Annotated in this window: 19 protein-coding genes; 5 read left to right on the top strand and 14 right to left on the bottom strand. The window is 58.5% G+C overall.

Going from position 1 to position 19,786, the window contains the following annotated elements:
* Positions 1 to 143: 143 nt before the first annotated feature.
* Positions 144 to 1,502 (bottom strand): glutamine synthetase family protein, encoded by a 1,359-nt coding sequence (locus PMI32_RS22080; protein ID WP_008026421.1) that lies wholly within the window; start codon positions 1,500 to 1,502, stop codon positions 144 to 146.
* 161 nt (positions 1,503 to 1,663) lie between these two features.
* Between PMI32_RS22080 and PMI32_RS22085 the strand changes: the two genes are divergently transcribed.
* Positions 1,664 to 2,584: a helix-turn-helix domain-containing protein gene (locus tag PMI32_RS22085; RefSeq protein WP_008026419.1), complete on the top strand. Its 921-nt coding sequence runs from the start codon at positions 1,664 to 1,666 to the stop codon at positions 2,582 to 2,584.
* A 12-nt stretch (positions 2,585 to 2,596) separates the two neighbouring features.
* On the opposite strand, the gene PMI32_RS22090 is transcribed toward PMI32_RS22085, so the two are convergent.
* From PMI32_RS22090 to aotJ, 6 genes are all read right to left on the bottom strand, one after another.
* On the bottom strand, positions 2,597 to 3,517 hold the full coding sequence (locus PMI32_RS22090) for a MurR/RpiR family transcriptional regulator (RefSeq protein ID WP_008026418.1): 921 nt from the start codon (positions 3,515 to 3,517) through the stop codon (positions 2,597 to 2,599).
* Positions 3,518 to 3,637: 120 nt separating this feature from the next.
* Complete coding sequence (locus tag PMI32_RS22095; RefSeq protein WP_008026415.1) at positions 3,638 to 4,402, bottom strand: ABC transporter ATP-binding protein; 765 nt, start codon at positions 4,400 to 4,402, stop codon at positions 3,638 to 3,640.
* Between the two features lie 18 nt (positions 4,403 to 4,420).
* A complete protein-coding gene (locus PMI32_RS22100; protein ID WP_008026414.1) occupies positions 4,421 to 5,533 on the bottom strand; it encodes a succinylglutamate desuccinylase/aspartoacylase family protein in 1,113 nt (370 codons plus the stop codon).
* 9 nt (positions 5,534 to 5,542) lie between these two features.
* On the bottom strand, positions 5,543 to 6,241 hold the full coding sequence (locus tag PMI32_RS22105) for an ABC transporter permease (protein WP_008026413.1): 699 nt from the start codon (positions 6,239 to 6,241) through the stop codon (positions 5,543 to 5,545).
* A 13-nt stretch (positions 6,242 to 6,254) separates the two neighbouring features.
* Positions 6,255 to 6,944: an ABC transporter permease gene (locus tag PMI32_RS22110; protein ID WP_008026412.1), complete on the bottom strand. Its 690-nt coding sequence runs from the start codon at positions 6,942 to 6,944 to the stop codon at positions 6,255 to 6,257.
* A gap of 92 nt (positions 6,945 to 7,036) precedes the next feature.
* Positions 7,037 to 7,813 carry an L-arginine-binding protein AotJ gene (aotJ, locus tag PMI32_RS22115; RefSeq protein ID WP_008026411.1) on the bottom strand — a complete coding sequence of 259 codons (777 nt, stop codon included), beginning with the start codon at positions 7,811 to 7,813 and terminating at the stop codon, positions 7,037 to 7,039.
* A 276-nt stretch (positions 7,814 to 8,089) separates the two neighbouring features.
* Between aotJ and PMI32_RS22120 the strand changes: the two genes are divergently transcribed.
* The gene (locus PMI32_RS22120) at positions 8,090 to 8,542 is read left to right on the top strand and encodes a YMGG-like glycine zipper-containing protein (protein ID WP_008026410.1); all 453 of its coding nucleotides are present in this window, start codon (positions 8,090 to 8,092) and stop codon (positions 8,540 to 8,542) included.
* On the opposite strand, the gene PMI32_RS22125 is transcribed toward PMI32_RS22120, so the two are convergent.
* From PMI32_RS22125 to PMI32_RS22135, 3 genes are read right to left on the bottom strand one after another with little or no spacing between them, the layout of a single operon-like run.
* On the bottom strand, positions 8,527 to 9,552 hold the full coding sequence (locus PMI32_RS22125; protein WP_008026409.1) for a DUF2955 domain-containing protein: 1,026 nt from the start codon (positions 9,550 to 9,552) through the stop codon (positions 8,527 to 8,529). The genes PMI32_RS22120 and PMI32_RS22125 overlap by 16 nt on opposite strands.
* Positions 9,542 to 10,681: an HlyD family secretion protein gene (locus tag PMI32_RS22130; RefSeq protein WP_008026408.1), complete on the bottom strand. Its 1,140-nt coding sequence runs from the start codon at positions 10,679 to 10,681 to the stop codon at positions 9,542 to 9,544. Before PMI32_RS22130 ends, PMI32_RS22125 begins: the two co-directional genes overlap by 11 nt.
* A complete protein-coding gene (locus PMI32_RS22135; protein WP_008026407.1) occupies positions 10,678 to 12,195 on the bottom strand; it encodes an efflux transporter outer membrane subunit in 1,518 nt (505 codons plus the stop codon). The genes PMI32_RS22130 and PMI32_RS22135 overlap by 4 nt, the downstream gene beginning before the upstream one ends.
* Before the next feature lie 104 nt (positions 12,196 to 12,299).
* Between PMI32_RS22135 and PMI32_RS22140 the strand changes: the two genes are divergently transcribed.
* Positions 12,300 to 12,806 (top strand): transporter suffix domain-containing protein, encoded by a 507-nt coding sequence (locus tag PMI32_RS22140; RefSeq protein WP_008026406.1) that lies wholly within the window; start codon positions 12,300 to 12,302, stop codon positions 12,804 to 12,806.
* 68 nt (positions 12,807 to 12,874) lie between these two features.
* Complete coding sequence (locus PMI32_RS22145) at positions 12,875 to 13,375, top strand: cupin domain-containing protein (protein ID WP_008026405.1); 501 nt, start codon at positions 12,875 to 12,877, stop codon at positions 13,373 to 13,375.
* A 138-nt stretch (positions 13,376 to 13,513) separates the two neighbouring features.
* On the opposite strand, the gene PMI32_RS29585 is transcribed toward PMI32_RS22145, so the two are convergent.
* A complete protein-coding gene (locus PMI32_RS29585; protein ID WP_008026404.1) occupies positions 13,514 to 14,131 on the bottom strand; it encodes a dTMP kinase in 618 nt (205 codons plus the stop codon).
* A gap of 206 nt (positions 14,132 to 14,337) precedes the next feature.
* Here PMI32_RS29585 and PMI32_RS22150 point away from each other — a divergent pair, with 206 nt between their 5' ends.
* Positions 14,338 to 15,204: a patatin-like phospholipase family protein gene (locus tag PMI32_RS22150; protein WP_008026403.1), complete on the top strand. Its 867-nt coding sequence runs from the start codon at positions 14,338 to 14,340 to the stop codon at positions 15,202 to 15,204.
* 49 nt (positions 15,205 to 15,253) lie between these two features.
* Here the strand turns inward: PMI32_RS22150 and PMI32_RS22155 are convergent, their stop codons facing one another.
* The 3 genes from PMI32_RS22155 to PMI32_RS22165 all read right to left on the bottom strand — a co-directional run bounded on the left by PMI32_RS22155 (position 15,254) and on the right by PMI32_RS22165 (position 19,657).
* Positions 15,254 to 16,927 carry a methyl-accepting chemotaxis protein gene (locus tag PMI32_RS22155; protein ID WP_008026402.1) on the bottom strand — a complete coding sequence of 558 codons (1,674 nt, stop codon included), beginning with the start codon at positions 16,925 to 16,927 and terminating at the stop codon, positions 15,254 to 15,256.
* Between the two features lie 80 nt (positions 16,928 to 17,007).
* A complete protein-coding gene (locus tag PMI32_RS22160) occupies positions 17,008 to 18,261 on the bottom strand; it encodes an OprD family porin (RefSeq protein ID WP_008026401.1) in 1,254 nt (417 codons plus the stop codon).
* A gap of 91 nt (positions 18,262 to 18,352) precedes the next feature.
* Complete coding sequence (locus tag PMI32_RS22165; RefSeq protein WP_008026400.1) at positions 18,353 to 19,657, bottom strand: CitMHS family transporter; 1,305 nt, start codon at positions 19,655 to 19,657, stop codon at positions 18,353 to 18,355.
* Between the last annotated feature and the right edge of the window lie 129 nt (positions 19,658 to 19,786).

Raw genomic sequence — 19,786 nt, 5'->3', positions numbered from 1 at the left:
TCCTGAGTTTTACTGTCCCTCTGTAGGAGCCGGCTTGCTGGCGATGGCGGTGTGTCAGGCGCCATCAATGTTGATTGATACACCGCCATCGCCAGCAAGCCGGCTCCTACAAAGGAAACGTGATCTCATATGACGTGTGGTTGTTAGACGCTTAAGAGCAAAAACTCCCGCTCCCACGAGCTGATCACCCGCTTGAAGTTCTCGTGCTCCGCCCGCTTGACCGCGACATAACCGCGGACAAACTTGCTGCCCAGATAACGCTCGATGGTTTCGCATTCTTCCATCTGCGTCAGCGCGTCTTCGATGGTGATCGGCAGGCGCAGGTTACGTCGTTCGTAGGCTCGGCCCTGTACCGCAGCGCTCGGCTCGATGCGTTCGACCATGCCGAGGTAACCGCACAGCAGGCTGGCGGCGATGGCCAGATACGGGTTGGCATCGGCGCCGGGCAAGCGGTTTTCCACGCGCATCGCCTCAGGGCTGGAGGTCGGCACACGCAGGCCCACGGTGCGGTTTTCCTCACCCCACTCGACGTTCACCGGTGCCGAGGTGTCAGGCAGGAAACGGCGGAACGAGTTCACGTTGGGCGCAAACATCGGCAGCACTTTGGGGATGTATTTCTGCAGGCCGCCGATGTAATGCAGGAACAGCTCGCTCATCTGCCCGTCGGCATTGGCGAAGATCGGCTGGCCGGTGGCGATGTCCACCACACTCTGGTGAATGTGCATGGCGCTGCCCGGCTCGTCGCCAATCGGCTTGGCCATGAACGTCGCCGCAACATTGTGCTTGAGCGCTGCCTCGCGCATCGTGCGTTTGAACACCGTGATCTGGTCGGCCAGGTCCAGCGCGTCGCCATGACGGAAGTTGATTTCCATCTGCGCCGGGCCGTCTTCGTGGATCAGCGTGTCGAGGTCCAGGCCTTGCAATTCGCACCAGTCGTAGACGTCTTCAAACAGCGGGTCGAACTCGTTGGCGGCGTCGATGGAAAACGACTGACGCCCACTTTCCGCACGGCCCGAACGGCCCATCGGCGCCTTGAGCGGCAAGTCCGGGTCTTCGCAGCGCTGGGTCAGGTAAAACTCCATTTCCGGCGCGACAATCGGCTTCCAGCCTTTGTCGGTGTACAACTGCAAGACTTTCTTCAGCACGTTGCGCGGCGACAGTTCAATCGGGTTGCCGAACTTGTCGAAGGTGTCGTGGATCACGATTGCGGTGGGCTCGATGGCCCACGGGATCACGTACACCGCATCGGAAACCGGCTTGCACACCATGTCAATGTCGGCCGGGTCGAGCAGGTCGTAGTAGATGTCGTCGTCGACAAAGTCCCCGGTTACCGTTTGCAACAGCACACTTTCCGGCAGGCGCATGCCTCGCTCATGCAGGAACTTGTTGGTGGGCGCAATTTTGCCGCGTGCAATGCCGGTCAGGTCGCTGACGACACACTCGACTTCGGTAATCTTGTGATCTTTCAGCCACGTGAGCAGCTGATCGAAAGGGACATTCATAAAGACCTCGTTATTGGTTTTATTAACGCCGGGGAGGGTGGTTTCATCCGCCACACACTTCCCCTGGGACGCGTTGACGACTATCTTGGGCGAGCCTTGACGTTCCATCTATCCACTTTCAGCAGCACCAAAACGCACCAAACGAGTGCGTAAGGTCACCCATGACAGCGTGCAATCCATTACAGGTCCAAGCGTTCGATACCGCCGATGTCGCCGAGCAAATCCGCGCCACACCCGGTTGGGTCCAGCATTACCAGCAGATGTCGCCGGGGCATTTCGCCGGGCGGGTGCGTTACCTCGACCTGCAGGGCGTAGAGATTTACGAAGAACACATGAACACCCGGGTCGAGCAGAATTTCAGCGCGCCCGAGGGTGCACTGGCGTTCTGTTTCGATCGCAGTGACAACGCGCTGTACGTGCTGAATGAAGAAAGCCGCAACATCTGGATCACGCCGGAGAACTACCAGGAAATTGCCGTGGTGTTCGGGGCGGAGTTCGTTCAGCGTCACGGTCTGAATGTCGCCAGACTCGAAGGATTGTTCATGGCGCCGCTGAATTCGGGGCAGAACGCGCTGTTCAGTCGCTGGCTGAGCGGGACCTTGACCCGGTTGGCGCAAACCCTCGATCCGCCGAGCAAAGAGGCCTTGACCCAGCAGTTGCTGGAAGACTGCCTGTACATCCTCGACAACGCCTCGGTCTGCCTGGATCGCGGCGGTTTGCAGCGCCGCGCTGAAGAGCGGGCGGTGATGAAGCGCATTGGTGAATGGGCGGCCGATTCCCCGGAAGAAACCCTGAACCTGCTGGAGCTTTCCCGGGTTGCCGGGGTGTCATTGCGTCAGTTGCAGCACGCGTTCAAGGCGTACACCGGCATGACGCCGACCCATTGGCTGCGTCTGCGCCGACTCAACAGCGCCCACCGCGAACTGCTCAATCGCTCGCCTATGGAAACCACCGTGGCCGAAGTGGCGATGCAGTGGTCGTTCTGGCATTTGGGGCGGTTTTCCAGCAGCTACCGAGCGTTGTTCAAAGAGCTTCCCAGTCAGACCCTCGCGCGCAAAACCGGTCGGGCATCAAGCCGCTGAGCCGATCACTGCTCAGCGTGGCTTGGTTGCTTTGGGCGATTTAGTGCTGCCGGGGATGTGCAGGTAAGCCATGACGCTTTCGGTCAACTCGGTCGCCAGTTTGACGGCTTCCTTGTTGCGCGCCATCACCCCTGCGACCAACCCTTCGATCAAGGCGAGTACGGCGATGTTGGAACTGGTCATGACCGGGTGATCGGCCGGGGCGAACAGTACGTGATCGGCAACGCTGGTCAGCGGCGACGCAGGCGAATCGGTGATTGCCAGCACCTTGGCCCCGCGTTCATGGGCGAAACGGGCAAGTTGCAGGGTGTCGAGCGAGTAACGCGGCAGGGCAATCGCGAGCAGGACGTCCTGGTCGGTAATCGCGGCCAGACGGTAAGCGGCGTTTTCGTTACCGCCCTCCATGCTGATAGCGGTGGCGTCCGCACAGAACGGCATCAGCGTCGAGGCGGCGAGGCCGGCAAAGTAGACGCTGTTGCCAAACCCAAGAATGTAGATTTTGCGTGCATTGATCAGGCTGGTGACGAACGATTCAAACGTGTCTTCATGGTTGTTGGTCGCCGCCGTCGCCAGGTTACTGGTGGCGCTCTGGATTTGTTCCTGCAGCCCAAACGCGCCGTCGGGGCGATGCGCCAGTTCGTTGCGCAGCTTGTCGACGGGCGAGACCATTTGCTGCAACGTCGCCACCAGCTCGGCCTTCATGCCGGTGTAGCCGCCGAGGTTCAGGGCTTTGGCCAGGCGGTTTACCGCTGCGGGTGAGGTGGATGTGACGTGAGCCATCTCTTCAATGGTCAGCGTCGCGGCCTTCAGCGGGTGACGCAGAATGAAGTCGGCCACTTTGCGCAGTGACGGCGGCAATTCGGAAACGGTTTCCGCCAGTTTGCGCATGACCGGCGCGGCATAGACCGTGGTGTCTTTCGATGGGGTCGGCATATCCGGCTCAACATTTCCTGAGAATTAGAGAAGGCCTGGCATGAGGTTGGCGCGAGTGTATCCGAAGCCGACCCTCGGCGTGCAGCGTAAGGGCGAGGGTCGGTGACGCAAACGCGCGGATTACTTCAAGCTGCCGGCCAAAAACTGTTGCAGCCGTTCGGACTGTGGTTTTACCAGCACCTCACGCGGATCACCGCGCTCTTCGACCAGGCCCTTATGCAGGAACACCAGTTGATTGGAGACTTCCCGGGCAAAACCCATTTCGTGGGTCACCACCACCATGGTGCGGCCTTCCTGAGCGAGGTCCTGCATGACCTTCAGCACTTCGCCGACCAGTTCGGGGTCGAGTGCCGACGTCGGTTCATCGAACAGCATCACTTCCGGTTCCATGGCCAGCGCACGCGCTATCGCCACGCGCTGCTGCTCGCCACCCGACATATGCGCCGGCCACGCGTTCATGCGGTGCGCCACGCCGACTTTGTTCAAGTAATGCTCGGCCTTTTCCCGCGCTTCTTTCTTGCCCAGCCCCTGCACATGCACCGGGGCTTCCATGACGTTTTCAAGGGCACTCATGTGCGACCAGAGATTGAAGTGCTGAAACACCATCGACAGTCGCGAACGCATGCGCTGCAACTGCCGGGGTTCGGCAGCCTTCAGGCCACCGAGTTTGTTGTTCACCAGTTTGAGCTGCTCGCCATTGAGCACGATATTGCCCGCGTTCGGCTGTTCCAGCAGGTTGATGCAGCGCAGGAAGGTGCTTTTGCCTGAGCCGCTGGAACCGATGATGCTGATGACGTCGCCCGCTTTCGCTTCCAGGGATACGCCCTTGAGCACTTCGTGGGTGCCGTAGCTTTTGTGCAGGTTCTGGATTTCAAGTTTGTACATTCTGTTCACTCTCTGGTGTCAGTCGCTGAGTAAGCGGCCCTGGCGAATCAGGCGGGTGCCGGCGACTTTGGCCAGCCACAAACCGGGTTGGGCAAAACGCAGACGTTCGCGGGCATAAAGGATGCCGTCGGTGCTGGCGCGCACGATGCTGTGGCGATCGTTCAGCGGATCAAGCACTTCAAACAGTGGATCGCCAACCTTGACCCGGGCGCCCAGCGGTTGCAGGAAACTCACCACACCGGGGTGCGGCGCGTAGGCGTATTGCGTCCCGGCGAATGGCGTTGCTTCACAAGCGGATATCGGGGCCTGGGGCCAGTCACCGCTGATCAGGCCTTGTTCGGCGAGATAGCCGAGAATGGCCTCGGCGCTGTCGACACATTGCTCGCGCTCGGTGTCGGCCATGCCACGCAATTCGATGGTTGTGGCCACGCACGCCATCGGGATAGCCGCTTCGGGAAACAGCTCGGCCAGGCGTAACCAAGGAATCGCACAGGCTTCATCGAAGGCACTGCCGCCAGCATCTTCGGCCAGCAGGGCGGCACCGGCGCCCAGGCGTGCGGCCAATGAGCGCAAGCGTGGCCAGTGTTGCGGCATGGCATAAAGCAGCATGATCGACTCGAAGTCGCAGTGCAGGTCCAGCACCACGTCGGCGTCACACGCATGCTGCAACAGCAGGCGACGCAGGCCATCGAGTTCCGAAGTGGCTGGTGGTATGTCGGCGAGGACATCGGCCATGGCGCGACGGATCAGCGCGGTGTTGACGTCTGCGTCGGCGCCCAGTTGACCTTTCACCAATGCGGCTACGGCTTCGGTCAGCTCGGGGAAATCACGATTGAAATTCTTGCCGCTGGAGAACTCGAAGCGACCTTGATGGGTCGCCTGGAACATCTGGGCGATGCCGATGGGGTTGGACATCGGCACCAACTCGACGACCCCGTTCAGGCGACCTTGCTCTTCCAGTACTCGCAGACGACGTTTGAGTTCAACCGCCACGCGCATCCCCGGCAACTCGTCGGCATGCAGTGAGGCCTGGATGTAAGCCTTGCGCGGCCCGCTGCCAAAGCGAAACAGTGACAGGCGCCGCTCGGTGCCCGAAGCACTCCACGGCAACAGGTATTCAATGTGCTCCATAACAGCTCCTTAATGCTTGCGCGGTGCCAGGTATGCCAGCCAGCGGCGCTCGGCCAACTTGAACAGACGAACCAGGATGAAGGTCAGGGCCAGGTAGATAAGGCCGGCAGTGATGAACGCCTCGAACGGCAGGTAGAACCGCGAACTGACTGTTCGCGCGGCCCCGGTGATATCCACCAGCGTGACGATCGACGCCAGGCTGGTGGTTTGCAGCATCATCAGCACTTCGTTGCTGTACTGCGGCAGCGCCCGGCGCAAGGCCGACGGCAGCAGAATGCGGCGGTACAACGTCACGCGTGACATGCCCATGGCTTTGGCCGCTTCGATCTCGCCGTGAGCCGTGGCCTTTAAACTGCCGGCCAGCAACTCCGCGCTGTAGGCACTGGTGTTGATCGCGAAGGCCAGGCACGCGCAAAAGGTGGCACTGGACAGGTAGGGCCAGAGCGCGCTTTGGCGTACCGATTCGAACTGCGCCAGGCCGTAATAGATCAGGAACAACTGCACCAGCATGGGCGTGCCGCGGATCACGTAGGTGTAAAGCCAGGCCGGAAAGTTGATCAGCGGCGATCGAGACACGCGCATCAACGCCAGCGGAACGGCCAGGACCAGGCCAAAGGCCAGGGAAATCAGCAGCACTTTCAGCGTCACCAGGATGCCGTTGAAATACAGCGGCAGGTTTTCCCAGATCAGGTTGTAGTCGAGCATCATTGGTTGCTCCCCCTCACAGTTCGGCGGCTTTGATGCCGACCGAGTAGTGTTTTTCCAGATAGCGCAGCACCAGCAATGACAGGCTGGTCAGCATCAGATAGAGCGCCGCCACCGCGAGGAAAAAGGTAAACGGCTGGTGGGTGGCGTCCGCAGCGTTCTTGGCTTTGAACATCATGTCCTGCAAGCCGATGACCGAGATCAGCGCGGTGGATTTGGTCAGCACCAGCCAGTTGTTGGTGAAGCCGGGAAGGGCGAAACGAATCATCTGCGGCACCAGAATTCGCCAGAACACCTGCGCGCCCCTCATGCCATAAGCGGCACCAGCCTCGGCCTGGCCTTTTGGGATCGCCATAAAGGCGCCGCGAAAGGTTTCCGACAGGTAGGCACCAAAAATGAAACCCATGGTGCAGACACCGGCGATAAAGGGATTGATATCGATATAGCGGGTGTAACCGAGCGCAAGAGCGACGCGGTTCACCAGATCCTGGCCGCCGTAGAAAATCAGCAGGATCAACACCAGGTCGGGAATGCCCCGAATCAAGGTGGTATAACTTTCGCCCAGCATCGCCAGCCATTTCAGTGGCGACAAACGAAAGGCCGCTCCCAGCAGACCCAATGCTATCGCCATGGCCATGGAAGTCAGGGCCAGGTTAACGGTCAGCCAGGCGCCATCGAGAATGCTCGATCCGTAGCCGTGAAGCATGATGAAGTTCCTCAAGCGAGCGCGGTGAGGCGCGCAAACAAGCCCAAAGCGACGCCTGCCCGGGGGCCGGCGCCAGAGTGGCGGGTGAAGGCTTATTCGCCGTAGATATCGAACGCGAAGTACTTGCTCATCACTTGCTGGTACTTGCCATTTTCGCGGATGGCGTCAATGGCGGCACTCAGGCGGGCAACGTTGGCACTGTCACCTTTACGCACCGCGATCCCGGCGCCCCGACCGAAGTATTTCGGGTCGTTGATGTCCGGCCCTACCAGGGCGAAATCCTTGCCCGCCGCGGTTTTGATAAAGCTTTCGTTGGTGTTGACGATGTCGGCCAGCGTCGCGTCCAGACGGCCCGACGCCAGGTCCAGGAACGCCTCATTCTGCGAGGAATAGCGCACCACCTCTATCCCGCGTTCCGCCAGTTGTTCGGTGGCGAAACGGTCGTAAGTCGAGGCGCGTTGCACGCCGACTTTTTTGCCTTTGAGATCAATCAGCGGGTCGTTGATCACGTTGCCGGCCTTCATCGCGAACTTGCCCGGCGTGTGGTAGTACTTTTTGCTGAAGTCGACCGACTTCATCCGGTCTTCGGTAATCGACATCGACGACAGCACGGCGTCGATCTTGCGCACTTTGAGTGACGGGATCATGCCGTCGAACTCCTGGATGACCCACTCGCATTTGATCTTCATTTCTTCGCACAGGGCATTGCCGATGTCGTAGTCGAAACCGCTGACGTTGCCCTCCGGTGTCTTGAAGGAGAAGGGAGGGTAAGCGGCTTCGATACCGATACGCAGGCTGTCTTCGTCGGCATGCGCCAGGAAGCTTGTTGCGCACAGTGCCATGGCGCCTAGAAGTGCTCTTTTGTTCATTTTGTTGACTCCTTGAAGGGGCGTTTGGGTGGTTCGGGTAGAAGCCGTCCGATCTGGCGATGTCGCAGTCCCTGAAATGTGTGCAGCTATAATTGACACGTTTTATTTCATATTGCAACTGTGTGAAAATAAACATATCAGTGCGGGGCGCACAAATTCTCGGCGTGCATGACTCCGAAACCGCTGTGTAGTGAGGGCCGTCAGTCACCCGTCGGAGGAGGGGGAGCGGGGGTGATCTACACTCTTGATGGCTGAGAAAAATGCCAGGAGGTTTTCATGAACAGGTTGTCTTGCATTGGCCTGTGTCTCGCGCTGTCGGTTGTCGCTACTCAGAGTCGGGCCGAAACGGTTGTGCCGATGAAAGGGCAGAACTCCCAACAGACACAGCTGGACATCAATGAGTGCCATAACGTGGCCGCCAGTCAGAGTTCATCGACGCAGCCAACATCCGGTGGCCGCCTGAAAGGCGCGGCGGTCGGTGCCGCTGCAGGAGCCGCTGGAGCTCAGGTTCGCGGGCGCCAGCACGACGAGTTTTATGACCGCGTCGATGACGATGTAAAGCAGGATTATCGGCAGAATCGCGCCAAAGAGACGGCGGCGGCGGGCGCGGTGGTCGGTGGCTCGCGTCAACGCCAGGAGCGCCGGGCGCAGCAGAAAACCGCCGCTTCGACCAGCTCGACGGCCTATACCAGTTGCCTGCAAGGAAAGGGGTATCAGGTCAATCCCTGAGCGTGTTTTGGCGGCCGCTGATCCAGCAGATACACCATCAGGCAGGCATACAGCGTCACCAGAATGAACAGTCCCATGCGCACGGCGAACGCGGTGTAGACGTCCTTGCCTGCGATGCTGTCCTGCACCGACTGGCCCAGCAGAATGATCATCGTGATCAGGCTGTTGAGCCAGAACCCAGGGCTCAAGCGGGTAGGGCTCAACGCGTAGAGCTTGCGCGCAATGATCAAACCGAACAGCAGCATCCACAGAAAAAACATCCAGAGGTGCACAAACAGGCTGAGTGCACTCCAGAACAGCACCGCCAGCACACCGGCGAGCAGGGTCGAACCGACCAGTTCGCGACCGGCGTTGCGGGCTGTGGTGGAACTCTGCTGACCCAGGCCGACCGCCTTCAGGATGATCGGCAGATAGCTTGCCGGATCGATCAATGCCAGTAAAAACGCCGGCAGCACAATCAGGGTTGCACGCAGCGCCACGCGACTGACTTCTTCGGCCGGCATCGACGGCGCTCCTGGCGGCGACGGTGCGTTGGCAGGCTCAGGAAACAGCCAATGACTCAGCCCGACCACCATCACGGCCAGCAGTAATCCTTTGACCAGCGCCCCGATAACCGTCGCCGCGAGGTCGAACTCGGCGACGCCGGCCGAGGAAATCATGGTCAGGCCGATCACCAGGAAAGTGACGATCAAATTGTTGCCGCCGCGCAGCCCAAAACGAAACACCATAAACAGGCACACGCCGATCAACAGTACGCCGCTGACCGGGTAATAACGCAGGATCGGAATCAGCAACAGGCCGACACCAGTGGTCAACATTGCGATCAGCGCGAGCGCCAGTCCAGCCTTAAACGGCAGCGCACGATTGACGCTGGCGAGCAACAACAACGCCAGCACCGGCGCGATGAACGGAATCGGCAATCCCAAACCGAAACTGGCCGCCAGACACATCGCGGTGCCGCTGGCCAGGCGCAATGCGCGCTGCTCCCGGGGCGTGCGCTCAGTAGGCATACGACAGCCAGCTCATCAGGCCCACAAACAAACGGCCGAGTGGATTCAACGGATTGCCCTCGGTGGGGAACGCCATGACTTCAGCCTGACCGCCGGTACGAATGGCTTGACTGTCTTGCAGTTTGGCCATCGAGTCTTTGGAAAATTCGATGATGACTGGAAAGCGTTGGGCCGGGCGCAGCCAGTCACGGCTGTTCTGCACAGTGGGCAACGTACCGGGTGGCGGCGTCTGACCGACACTGACGCCGTAACCGACACTGCGCACGCGCCCCTTGAACACCTCGCCCGGCAGCGCATCCAGAACGATTGCCACCGGCGTATCGACCCTGACCCGACCGAGGTTGTTTTCGGTCATGTCCGCGCTGATCCAGACATCGTGGATCGCGATCAGCGTCATCACCGGACTGCCTACAGCTGCAAACTGCCCGGCGTCAGTGCGCAGGTCGGTGATCAAACCGGCCGAACGCGCACGAATCTGCGTATTGGCCAGATCCAGTTCGGCTTTCGACAACGCGGTGGCGGCGCTGCGCAGCAAGGCGTTATCTTCCTCGCTGCCACCTTCTTGCTCACGCGCGCGCTGGACTTCGGCACGGGCAGCGGCGACCTGGCTGACCGCTTGTTCGCGGTTCGCGCGCGACACTTCCAGCAGGCGCACGGAAATGGTCCCGGGGTCGTCGCGGTACAAACCTTCAAGGCGCTGATTGTCCTGGCGAGCCTTGAGTTCGTTGGCTTGCGCGGCGCGCAAATTGGCCTGGGCCGAGGCAATGCCGGCGGTACTGGCGCCAATCTGGCGACGCGTCGACTCAAGGTCTGCGCGCGCACGGTCGACGGCGATCTGATAAGGCTGAGGATCGACCTCGAACAGCACGTCTCCCGCCTTCACGTCCTGATTGTTGCGCACGTTGACGCGAATGACCCGACCGGCCACTTCAGCGGCCACCGGAATGACAAAGGCACCGACCCGAGCCTGTTGCGTATAAGGCGTGTATCGGTCGGCCAACAGATACCAGGCCAGGCTCAGGAGGATCAACAGCAGCACCCACTTGAGCCCTTTTTTCGCCGGGTCGGCAGGCGGTTCCGGCGCCTTGGAGGAGGGCGCCTCAGGGGAGGGTTGCGCGACATCACTCATGGTCCATTACCTTTTTGGGCGGCTGCGGGCTCATCCAGTAAATCGCCCCAGTCCGTGCGTGTTTTCATGTCCTGGCGGGTGGCCGGATCAACGATCGGCTGGTCGCTGTACCAACCGCCGCCCAGCGCCTTATACAGCGCGATCACATTGCTGACGGCATTGCTGCGACTGACCAGGTAATTGTCCTGTTGCTCCAGCAATGCGCGTTGCGCGTCCAGCACCCGCTGAAAGTCGGAATAGCCTTCGCGATACTGGGCGCTCGCCAGCACCAACGAACGTTTGGCGGCGACTTCAGCCTCACGCAGGATGCTTTCGCGCTCCAGGGATTTGATCAGCCCATAGGCGGCGTCATCTGCCTCGCGAGCCGCCTGGCGAACCTTGTCGCGGTAAGCCTCGATCAACTGCTGCAACCGCGCATCCTGCACGCGCACGTTGTTGCTGATCTGGCCATGGTCGAACAGGTTCCAGCGCAGGCTGGGGCCACCGATCAGGTCCAGACTTCTCGAGGTGCCATTGAGCGTGTCGGCCGACCAGACGATGCTGCCCAACAAGGTCAGCGACGGGTAGAAATCGCTTTCGGCCACACCGATCAAGGCAGACTGGGCCGCGACATTCAGTTCTGCGGCGCGCACATCGGGGCGTCGCAGCAGCAGATTGGCCGGGACGTCCTGCAGCACGGCGCGGTCGACCAGCGGGATCAGTCCTTCATTGTCGATCAGTTGCGGTAGCGCACCGGGCGGCTGGCCAATCAACACCGCCAACGCATTGCGCGTGCGCAGCAACTGATCCTCGAAGCTGGGGATGGTGCTCAGGGTGCCCAGGTATTGGGTTCTGGCTTGCTGCAAGTCGAGTTCGGCTTGTTGGCCGCTGTTGAACAGCTTTTCGGTGATCTCGAAATTACGCTTTTGCTGTTTGGCGTTTTCCCTTGCAACCCGCAAGCGTGCCTCGGTGGTGCGCAACGAAAAGTACGTATCCGCCAGCTGCGCGCGCAGCAGCACGAGCACGTCTTCATAGTTGGCCTGGGCGGCGAAGTAACTGGCATCGGCCGACTCGATCGCTCGGCTGAAACGCCCCCAGAAGTCCAGCTCCCAGCCAATGTCGAACCCGGCACTGTGCTGCCAGAAATGACTGTCCTGAGGATTGTTCCCGCCGGATTGTCGGCGGTTGAAGTACAGACTGTCGGCGCTGGCTTGCTGCAGTTGCGGATAGCGTCCGCTCTGGGCAATCCCCAATTGCGCACGAGCTTCCATGACTCGCAGACCGGCGATTTTCAGATCCGAATTGTTCGTATCCGCTTCGGCAATCAGACGATCGAGGACGGGATCGCCGAAGACTTGCCACCATTGACGCAAATCCGGGTTCAGGCTGCGTTGACTGGATTGCTCAAGGGCAGGGGAGCTCCAGTGCTCGATCCACGTGGGCTTCGGCGACTGAAAATCCGGCCCCAGACGTACGCAGCCACTCAAGCCGAGCACACCCAGCAGCAACAGTTGTCCCGATCGCGTCAGATGCATGCATGTTTTCCAGCCAAGGAAGTTCACAGGAGCATAGACGTCCAAATGATCAACTGACTGCTAAGCTGTCCAAACATCTGACCCTTTTAACAGGTACGACAGCCATGAATGCACCCCATAACGCTGGATGGCGATTCAAACTGGGCATCGCGATCATTTGTCTGATGCTCGGCTCCTGGCTGTTGGTGCCGATCATGGCGGCAACCGACATGCCGGGTTCCAAGATCGCCGCGCTGACCGGCGTCCTGTTTATCAGTAACAAAGTACTGTTGATTATCGTCATTGCTGTCATGGGCAAGGCGGGGTTTCAGCAGCTTAAAAGCACTGTATTTGGCTACGTGTCTAAACTGGCACCGGCAACCGACACCGAAGTTGGGCCGTGGCGTCATCGGATTGGTGTCGTGATGTTTTGTCTGCCGCTGATTTCGGCATTTCTAGAGCCCTACGTAGACAGCATCTGGCCTGGACTCAGGCCAAACATCTGGCAGCTCCAGGCGTTGGGCGACTTGATGTTGATCGGCAGCTTTTTCGTACTGGGGGGAAATTTCTGGGAAAAAGTGCGTGCATTGTTCATTCGAACCGCGCGAGTGGTGAACACCGGTGCAGTGTGATTATTGATTAACTTAACTAAAGGGCTATTTAGTATAGCTATTTGCCATCATGGCATTCGGAGCAGCCATTGCAGCTAAACAGTGAAGCACTCGTGACCGCGCTTAACCTTGAACCGCATGTCGAAGGTGGCTACTACCGAAGAACCTATCAGGCTGATCAACAGCCTTTGGTTGAGACGATTGGTGGTCCACGTTACACGATGAGCTCGATCTATTACCTGTTGACCACAGATTCGCCCGTCGGCCAGTTTCACCTGAACCGATCCGACATCATGCATTACTACCACCTGGGCGACGCCATTGAGTACAGCCTGATTTTCCCGGACGGCACATTAAAAACTGTCGTGATGGGCAGCGACGTTTTGGCCGGAGAATGTTTGCAGCTGCACGTACCAGGCGGCATCTGGAAAGCTTCGCGGTTGATGAAGGGATCGACGGGATTCGGTTTGATCAGTGAAGCGGTAACACCAGAGTTTCATTTTGCAGACATGGAAATGGGCGACAGGAAAAAGCTCAGTGAAGAATTTCCAGAGCATGGAGGGTTGATTGAGCAACTGACGAGAGATTGAGGATCGAGGGGGAATCAGTGCTTCAAAATCTGCGTGCAACCGGGCTGATCTCGAAACACATTGTTACGTGTAATGTATATTATGTTAAATGATGTGTCTGAGTGGAACTTCTTCCGACGGCCTCTCAGCGAACTTCACCTACGGGCATCGAAGGACTCTATAGATCTCAGAAACTACCTGCATCGTTGCGTCTTCGATCGTTCCTTCATTACGGCATAAAACCCAGCCGTGATCTGCAATCGCTCGCTCGAACGCATTGGTACAAGCGACATGTTCTTCCAGCTTATGGATCACAGTACTGCTCAGTCCACGCCGTCGTGCCGCTGCTCTCGCCCATGAAATATCAGGCGCGGTGACAACCCCGACATGCAGGTCTGGCACTCGCACGTTTCGATCAATGTTCAACTGTAGAATTTCTGCAAACGGGACTGTCCGGCGAAACGCGGCATCTGACGGGTACCAGCGATCGATCAGGATGATGCTGTCTGGTGGCTGTTTAGCCAGCACGTGCCGGGAAATCCAGGTACGGCTATCAGCAAAGCGCTCACAAACCGCCAACTCCAAATCCCTGCTGGAATTTCTGACGAGTTTGTTAACGAGGGTCATTGTTTCACCCCTGAAGGGATCGCTTTTTTTCTCGCAAAGTCGGATCACCTTCTTGTTGTCTGCCCTCAGTACTTTCGTAACGGCCTCCAACAGTGTGGTTTTGCCGGTTCCCTTGGGCCCATCTAGAGAAACAAATAGCGAACGATTCATTCTTCACATAACGATTGATATACGGTTTTTTGGCCCGGTTCGTTCGCTGGAACCGCTTGGCGCGACTACGCAAATCGAGTGGAGGGTCCTTATGAACAGACATTAGATGAACACTCTAACCCGTTTTCTGGCTAACGCCTCCCCAAAAGCAACGCCACCCCGTCAGCTACACTCATTCGATACATTTGCGCACAGAGACTTCGACCATGGTCACCAAAACCGCAATCGTATTCGCTGGCGGCGGCAGTTTGGGTGCGGTGCAGGTGGGAATGTTGCGGGCCTTGGTCGAGGCCAATGTTCGATTCGACATGGTCGTCGGCGCGTCGGTAGGCGCTATCAACGGTGCCTACTTTGCCGCAAGGCCCGATTCCGAGGGCGTCGAGGCGCTCGCCGGATTTTGGCGTGGGCTGAGTAAAACTGACATCTTTCCCCTCTCCTGGATCGACACCTGCAAAGGACTGATCAAACGGCGTGGCTTTTTATTGCAGCCGTCGGCGTTACACCGATTGCTGGGGCAGGCACTTCCCATTCATCGCATCGAAGAAGCGACGCTGCCTCTGCACATCGTCACCACCGATCTGCTCAGTGGTGCCGAGACGGTTCTGTCCAGTGGCAACCTTGAGCAGGCGTTGCTGGCCAGCGCGGCCATCCCGCTGGTGTTTCCCTGCGTGCAAATTGCCGATCAGTTTCTGGTTGATGGCGGTGTGGCAAGCAATACACCTATTTCGACGGCCGTAGCCTTGGGAGCCACCAACGTCGTGGTCATCCCCACCGGCGTGAGTTGCGCCCTGACACAACCGCCCCGGGGCCTGGTCGCCTTGGCCCTGCACACCGTCAACCTGATGAGCATGCGTCAACTGGTGAGCGACATCGAACACTTTCGCGCTGTCACCAGCTTGCACATCGTCCCGCCGTTGTGTCCTGTGGATGTCTCGGTGTTCAACTTTGACCAGACCGAGTCTTTGCTGCAGCGTGCCTATGTGCAGACTCTTCGGTGGCTGGAACGTGGGGGGCTCGAGCGCACCAAGGTACCGGGTGCCCTGACCCTCCATTCACATGCCCATGAGCATTGAGTGATGTGAATGACCTGTCGCCCTGTCTAACCGCCCTGCTCCCTCGGCATCAAATTTTGAACTGTCCGAGCAAGCTTTGCAGACGATTACCGATCATATACAGCTCATCGACGGTCTTGACCCCGCTCTTGGTCTGGTTGGCAACGGAATCAATGGCCCGCGCGATCTGATGTACCCCGCGGTTGATTTCTTCAGCCACCGAGGTCTGTTCCTCCGCTGCGCTCGCGATTTGTGCGTTCATCGCGTTGATGGTCGCGATCAGTTCGACAGTGTTGCCCAGGAACTCACCCGCCTGATCGGCCTGAGCGTTAGCGCCTTGAGCCGCTTTGGTGGATTGATGCATCGCACTGACCACACCATCAGTCGTGCCCTTGAGACGCTCAACCATCGCCTGGATTTCCTGGGTGCTGCGCTGAGTACGACTGGCCAACGCGCGCACTTCATCGGCAACCACCGCAAACCCTCGCCCGGCAGCGCCGGCACGAGCGGCTTCGATAGCCGCATTGAGTGCCAGGAGATTGGTCTGCTCGGCAATCGAGCGGATCACATCCAGCACGGTGACGATAGAAGTCACATCGTTTTGAAGGCTCTTCATGGAGAGACCACTCTCATCAAGCTCCACGGTGAGTGCCTGAATTCGAGTCATGCTGCCATTGACGATTTGCCTCGCGTGCCGGGACTGCTTGTCAGTTTCGACGGCTGCGTCGGCAGCGTTTTGTGCGCTGGCCGATACTTCTTGCGCCGCCGATGACATCTCATTTATCGCCGCGGCCACCTGGTCGGTTTCCTGGCGCTGCTTATCCATGGCACGGTCAATATGCCTGCTCTGCTCGGCCACATGGCTTACAGATCCATTCAACTGCTCGCTCATGGCGACGATCTGGCTGACGAGGCTGTGAATCTGATCGATAAACGCATTGAACGAACCGGCAAGTTGCCCAAGCTCATCTCGACTGACCACCGGCAGACGCCGCGTCAGATCGCCCTCGCCCGCAGCGATTTCATCAAGGTGGGCCCGGATCAGGGTCAAGGGACGCAAACTGCGCTTGACCAGCAGTAAAGCCAACACGCCGATAATGCCAACCAGCACACAAGCAATGATGGCGATGCTGAACATCAAACTGTGCACCCGCGCATCAACATCAGCCCGCACCTTGGCGACCTGAACGTCGATACTGTCCAGATTGATCGCCGTGACCACGACCATGTCCCACTTGGGCAAATAAAAGCTATACGCCAGCTTCGCCACCACCTTATCGGTGTTGACCAGCCCACCTGAATAGGTGACGAAGTGAGTCTCATTTTTTGCCGCAGCGACCATTTCGCGGTTCAAGTATTTCCCGTTGACGTCTTTGCGATCACTCATGTTAGTGCCGACGCCTTCGCTGCTGTCACCGCGAAACAGGCGTACAACCTGGCTGTCATAACCGATGAAATAGCCGTCATCGCCATACTTCATTTTCGACAAGCGGCTGATCGCCAAGGCTCGGCTGGACGGATCCCCGGCAGCAGCCCGATCATAAAGTTCGGCTATGGAAGTGCGAGCAATGCTCGCGTAATCCTTGAGCCGAGTGCGGCTCTCCTCAAGCAGTCGCTCGCGGGTTTGAGCGACTTCTTGCTCGGCCTGGGACTGCAAAGTGCCGCGGGTGCTCAACCCTGAAACCAGGGCAAACAGCATTACCGGAAACAAGGTCAGCAACAGTATTTTGGTTTTAAACGACATCGTTGAAATCCTTCACCCAATCCTGTGAGGCCGTGGCTTAAAAGGCGGCCTGCGAACATCGCGAGGCCGCGATCAGGGAATCACCAGAGCGCGATGTCGTAGGTAAAGTAGATCCGGTTGCTGTCTCGGCCACGGGAATAATCAGAGCGATAAACATAGTTACGTAACCGCACACCCAAGCCTTTGAAGGTGCCTTGTTGCACGACATAAGCCAGTTCGGCGTCACGTTCCCACTCTTTTACCGTGGTGTTGGACTTACCGTCGTTGCCGCTCAGATAGCGAGTAGAGAACGTCAGGCCCGGCACGCCGAGGGCGGCAAAGTTATAGCCGTAATTAAGCATCCAGGTTTTTTCATCCTCCTCGATGAACTTGCCTATCCCGGCGTTGCTGAACGAGTACACCGTTGCGCCACTGATAAAGGGCAATCCAGCGTCACCACTGAGGGTCTGATAGCCGCCGCCGAATGTATGGCCGGAAATGGCGTAGGACAGTTGCCCGCTCAGCATGTTGTTGTCGATCTTGCCACCGTAGGCCGAGCCGGTATCGACACTGTTGAAGTAGCGCAAGTCACTGGTCAGCACGCCGCCGCCCAAGGGTAGATCGTGCTGGATACCTGCAAAATTCTGACGGTAAAAGTTTTCCAGCTCACCGTAGAAGTAACTCAAACGAACGCTCTTCCCCAGCTTGTATTCGGCCCCGGCATAGCTGAAGTCCCCTGATTTATCTCCGCCGTAACCGTCGGGCACAATCGGCATGCTGTCGGTGGAATCGCGCAGTTTGAATCGATCCAGGTAGCCCCCGGTGAGGGTGAGGTTTTCGATGTCGACGCTACTGATCTGCGTGCCTTGGTACGTTTGCGGCAACAGACGCGCATCGTTGTAGATCAGCACCGGAGTCTTGGGTAACAAGGTGCCGTATTTGACCGTGGTCTTGGCCAGTTGGGCCTTGGCAGTCATTCCCAGGCTTGCAAATTCGTCAGCCGCGCGACCGTCATCATGGACGGGCAGCAAGCCCGTGCCGCTGCGGCCACGGCCGGAGTCGAGCTTGACCCCGACCAGGCCAAGGGCATCAACACCAAACCCGAGGGTGCCAGGGGTAAATCCCGACTGGTAATCCAACAGAAATCCCTGGGCCCATTCGGTTCGTTCGCTCTTCGCCGTCCTTGCCGACTTGGCACTCAAGCCATGCTCGTCGCGGAAGTTTTCATTGAAATAGACGTTGCGTAATTGCAGCTTGAGCTTGCTGTCATCGATAAATCCTTCTGCGCTGGCACTGGCCAGCGGCAACAAACCAAGAAGTGAAAACAGCGCCCGTTGGGTATGCAAAGTGGTCATGGAAAACTACTCATTGTTGTTATTTGGGGTGCAGAACAGCGCGCGCCTCGCTGGCGAGGCGCCTTGGGAGAAAACAGGTGGCTTGGGTGAATCAGGTGAAGAGACTGATCGCCCCGGTCAGCAGTGCTAACGCAGTGATTACCAGTGAAGTGAGCACCGCCCATTTAACGGTGGCTTTCTGGAAGTCGCCGATATCGCGATCGACCATCCCCACCAGCAACAGGGTTGAGGCGACCAGCGGGCTCATCAGGTGTACTGGCTGCCCGAGAATCGACGCACGGGCGATTTCCACCGGGTCAATGCCATACGCCGCAGCGGCATTCGCCAGAATGGGCACCACGCCGAAGTAATAAGCATCGTTGGACAGGACGAATGTCAGCGGCATGCTGGTAATCGCCACCACCAGCGGGAACAGATGCCCCCAGGACGGCGGAATCCAGTCAACCAGGGTTTGCGCCAGGGAGTCGACCATCTTGGTGCCGGAGAAAATCCCGGCAAAGATGCCGGCAGCAAACACCAACAGTACGACGGTCATGGCGTTGCCCGAATGGGCGAGGATGCGTTCCTTCTGAATATCCAGTTGCGGGTAGTTGATCATCAGCGCCAATACGAAGCCGATCAGGAACAGGATCGCGGAATGCATGATCCCCATCACCAGTGCGACCATCACCGCGATCACCAACAGCAGATTGACGTAGGCCAGTTTCGGTCGCTTGTGTGGCGTGTCTTCAAGAATCGCCTTGATGTAGCAATCTCCCCCGCCGCTTTCCAACTGGATATTGCCGATCCGTTTGCGCTCGGCACGGCCCAGCAGAAACGCGGTGAACACCACCCACATGGCGCCGCCAATCATGGTCGGCAGCAACGGCACGAAGTATTCACCGGCATCCAGGCCCAGCGCCGCGATCGCTCGGGTCGCCGGCCCTCCCCAAGGCGTCATGCCACTCATGATGCTCAGAGAAAGCATGGCAATGGTCGCCAGAATCATCGGGTTCATCCCGATACGTTTGTACAGGGGAAGCATTGCCGCACAGGTGATCATGTAGGTGGTGGTGCCATCACCGTCCAGGGCCACCAGCAGCGACAGCAACGCTGTGCCGACAGCGATTTTCATCGGGTCGCCGTTGACGCGTTTGAGGATCTTGCGAATCAGCGGATCAAACAGACCGGCGTCGATCATCAAGCCGAAAAACAAGATCGCAAACAGCAGGAGCGCGGCCGAAGGCGCGACCATTTTCAAGCCGTCGAGCATCATCTTGCCGGTGGTACCACCGAAACCGCCAATGACGGCAAACACAATCGGTACCACCGTCAGCGCGACAATCGGCGATAACCGTTTGGTCATTATCAGGACGGTGAAGACCACCACCATGGCCAATCCATGCAATGCGAGCATAGGTCAGTTCTCTTGTTCTTATGAGTAGCGTGGCCGACGCACAGGCGCGCGACCCCGTCCCCGCCAGACGGCACGATCAACGGTGCCTGGCGGGAGTTATTCATTGAGGTATTTAAGGGGGCTGGATTC

This window comes from Pseudomonas sp. GM60, from assembly GCF_000282415.1.
Classification (GTDB): domain Bacteria; phylum Pseudomonadota; class Gammaproteobacteria; order Pseudomonadales; family Pseudomonadaceae; genus Aquipseudomonas; species Aquipseudomonas migulae.
This window is presented reverse-complemented; position numbering and strand designations above follow the sequence as displayed.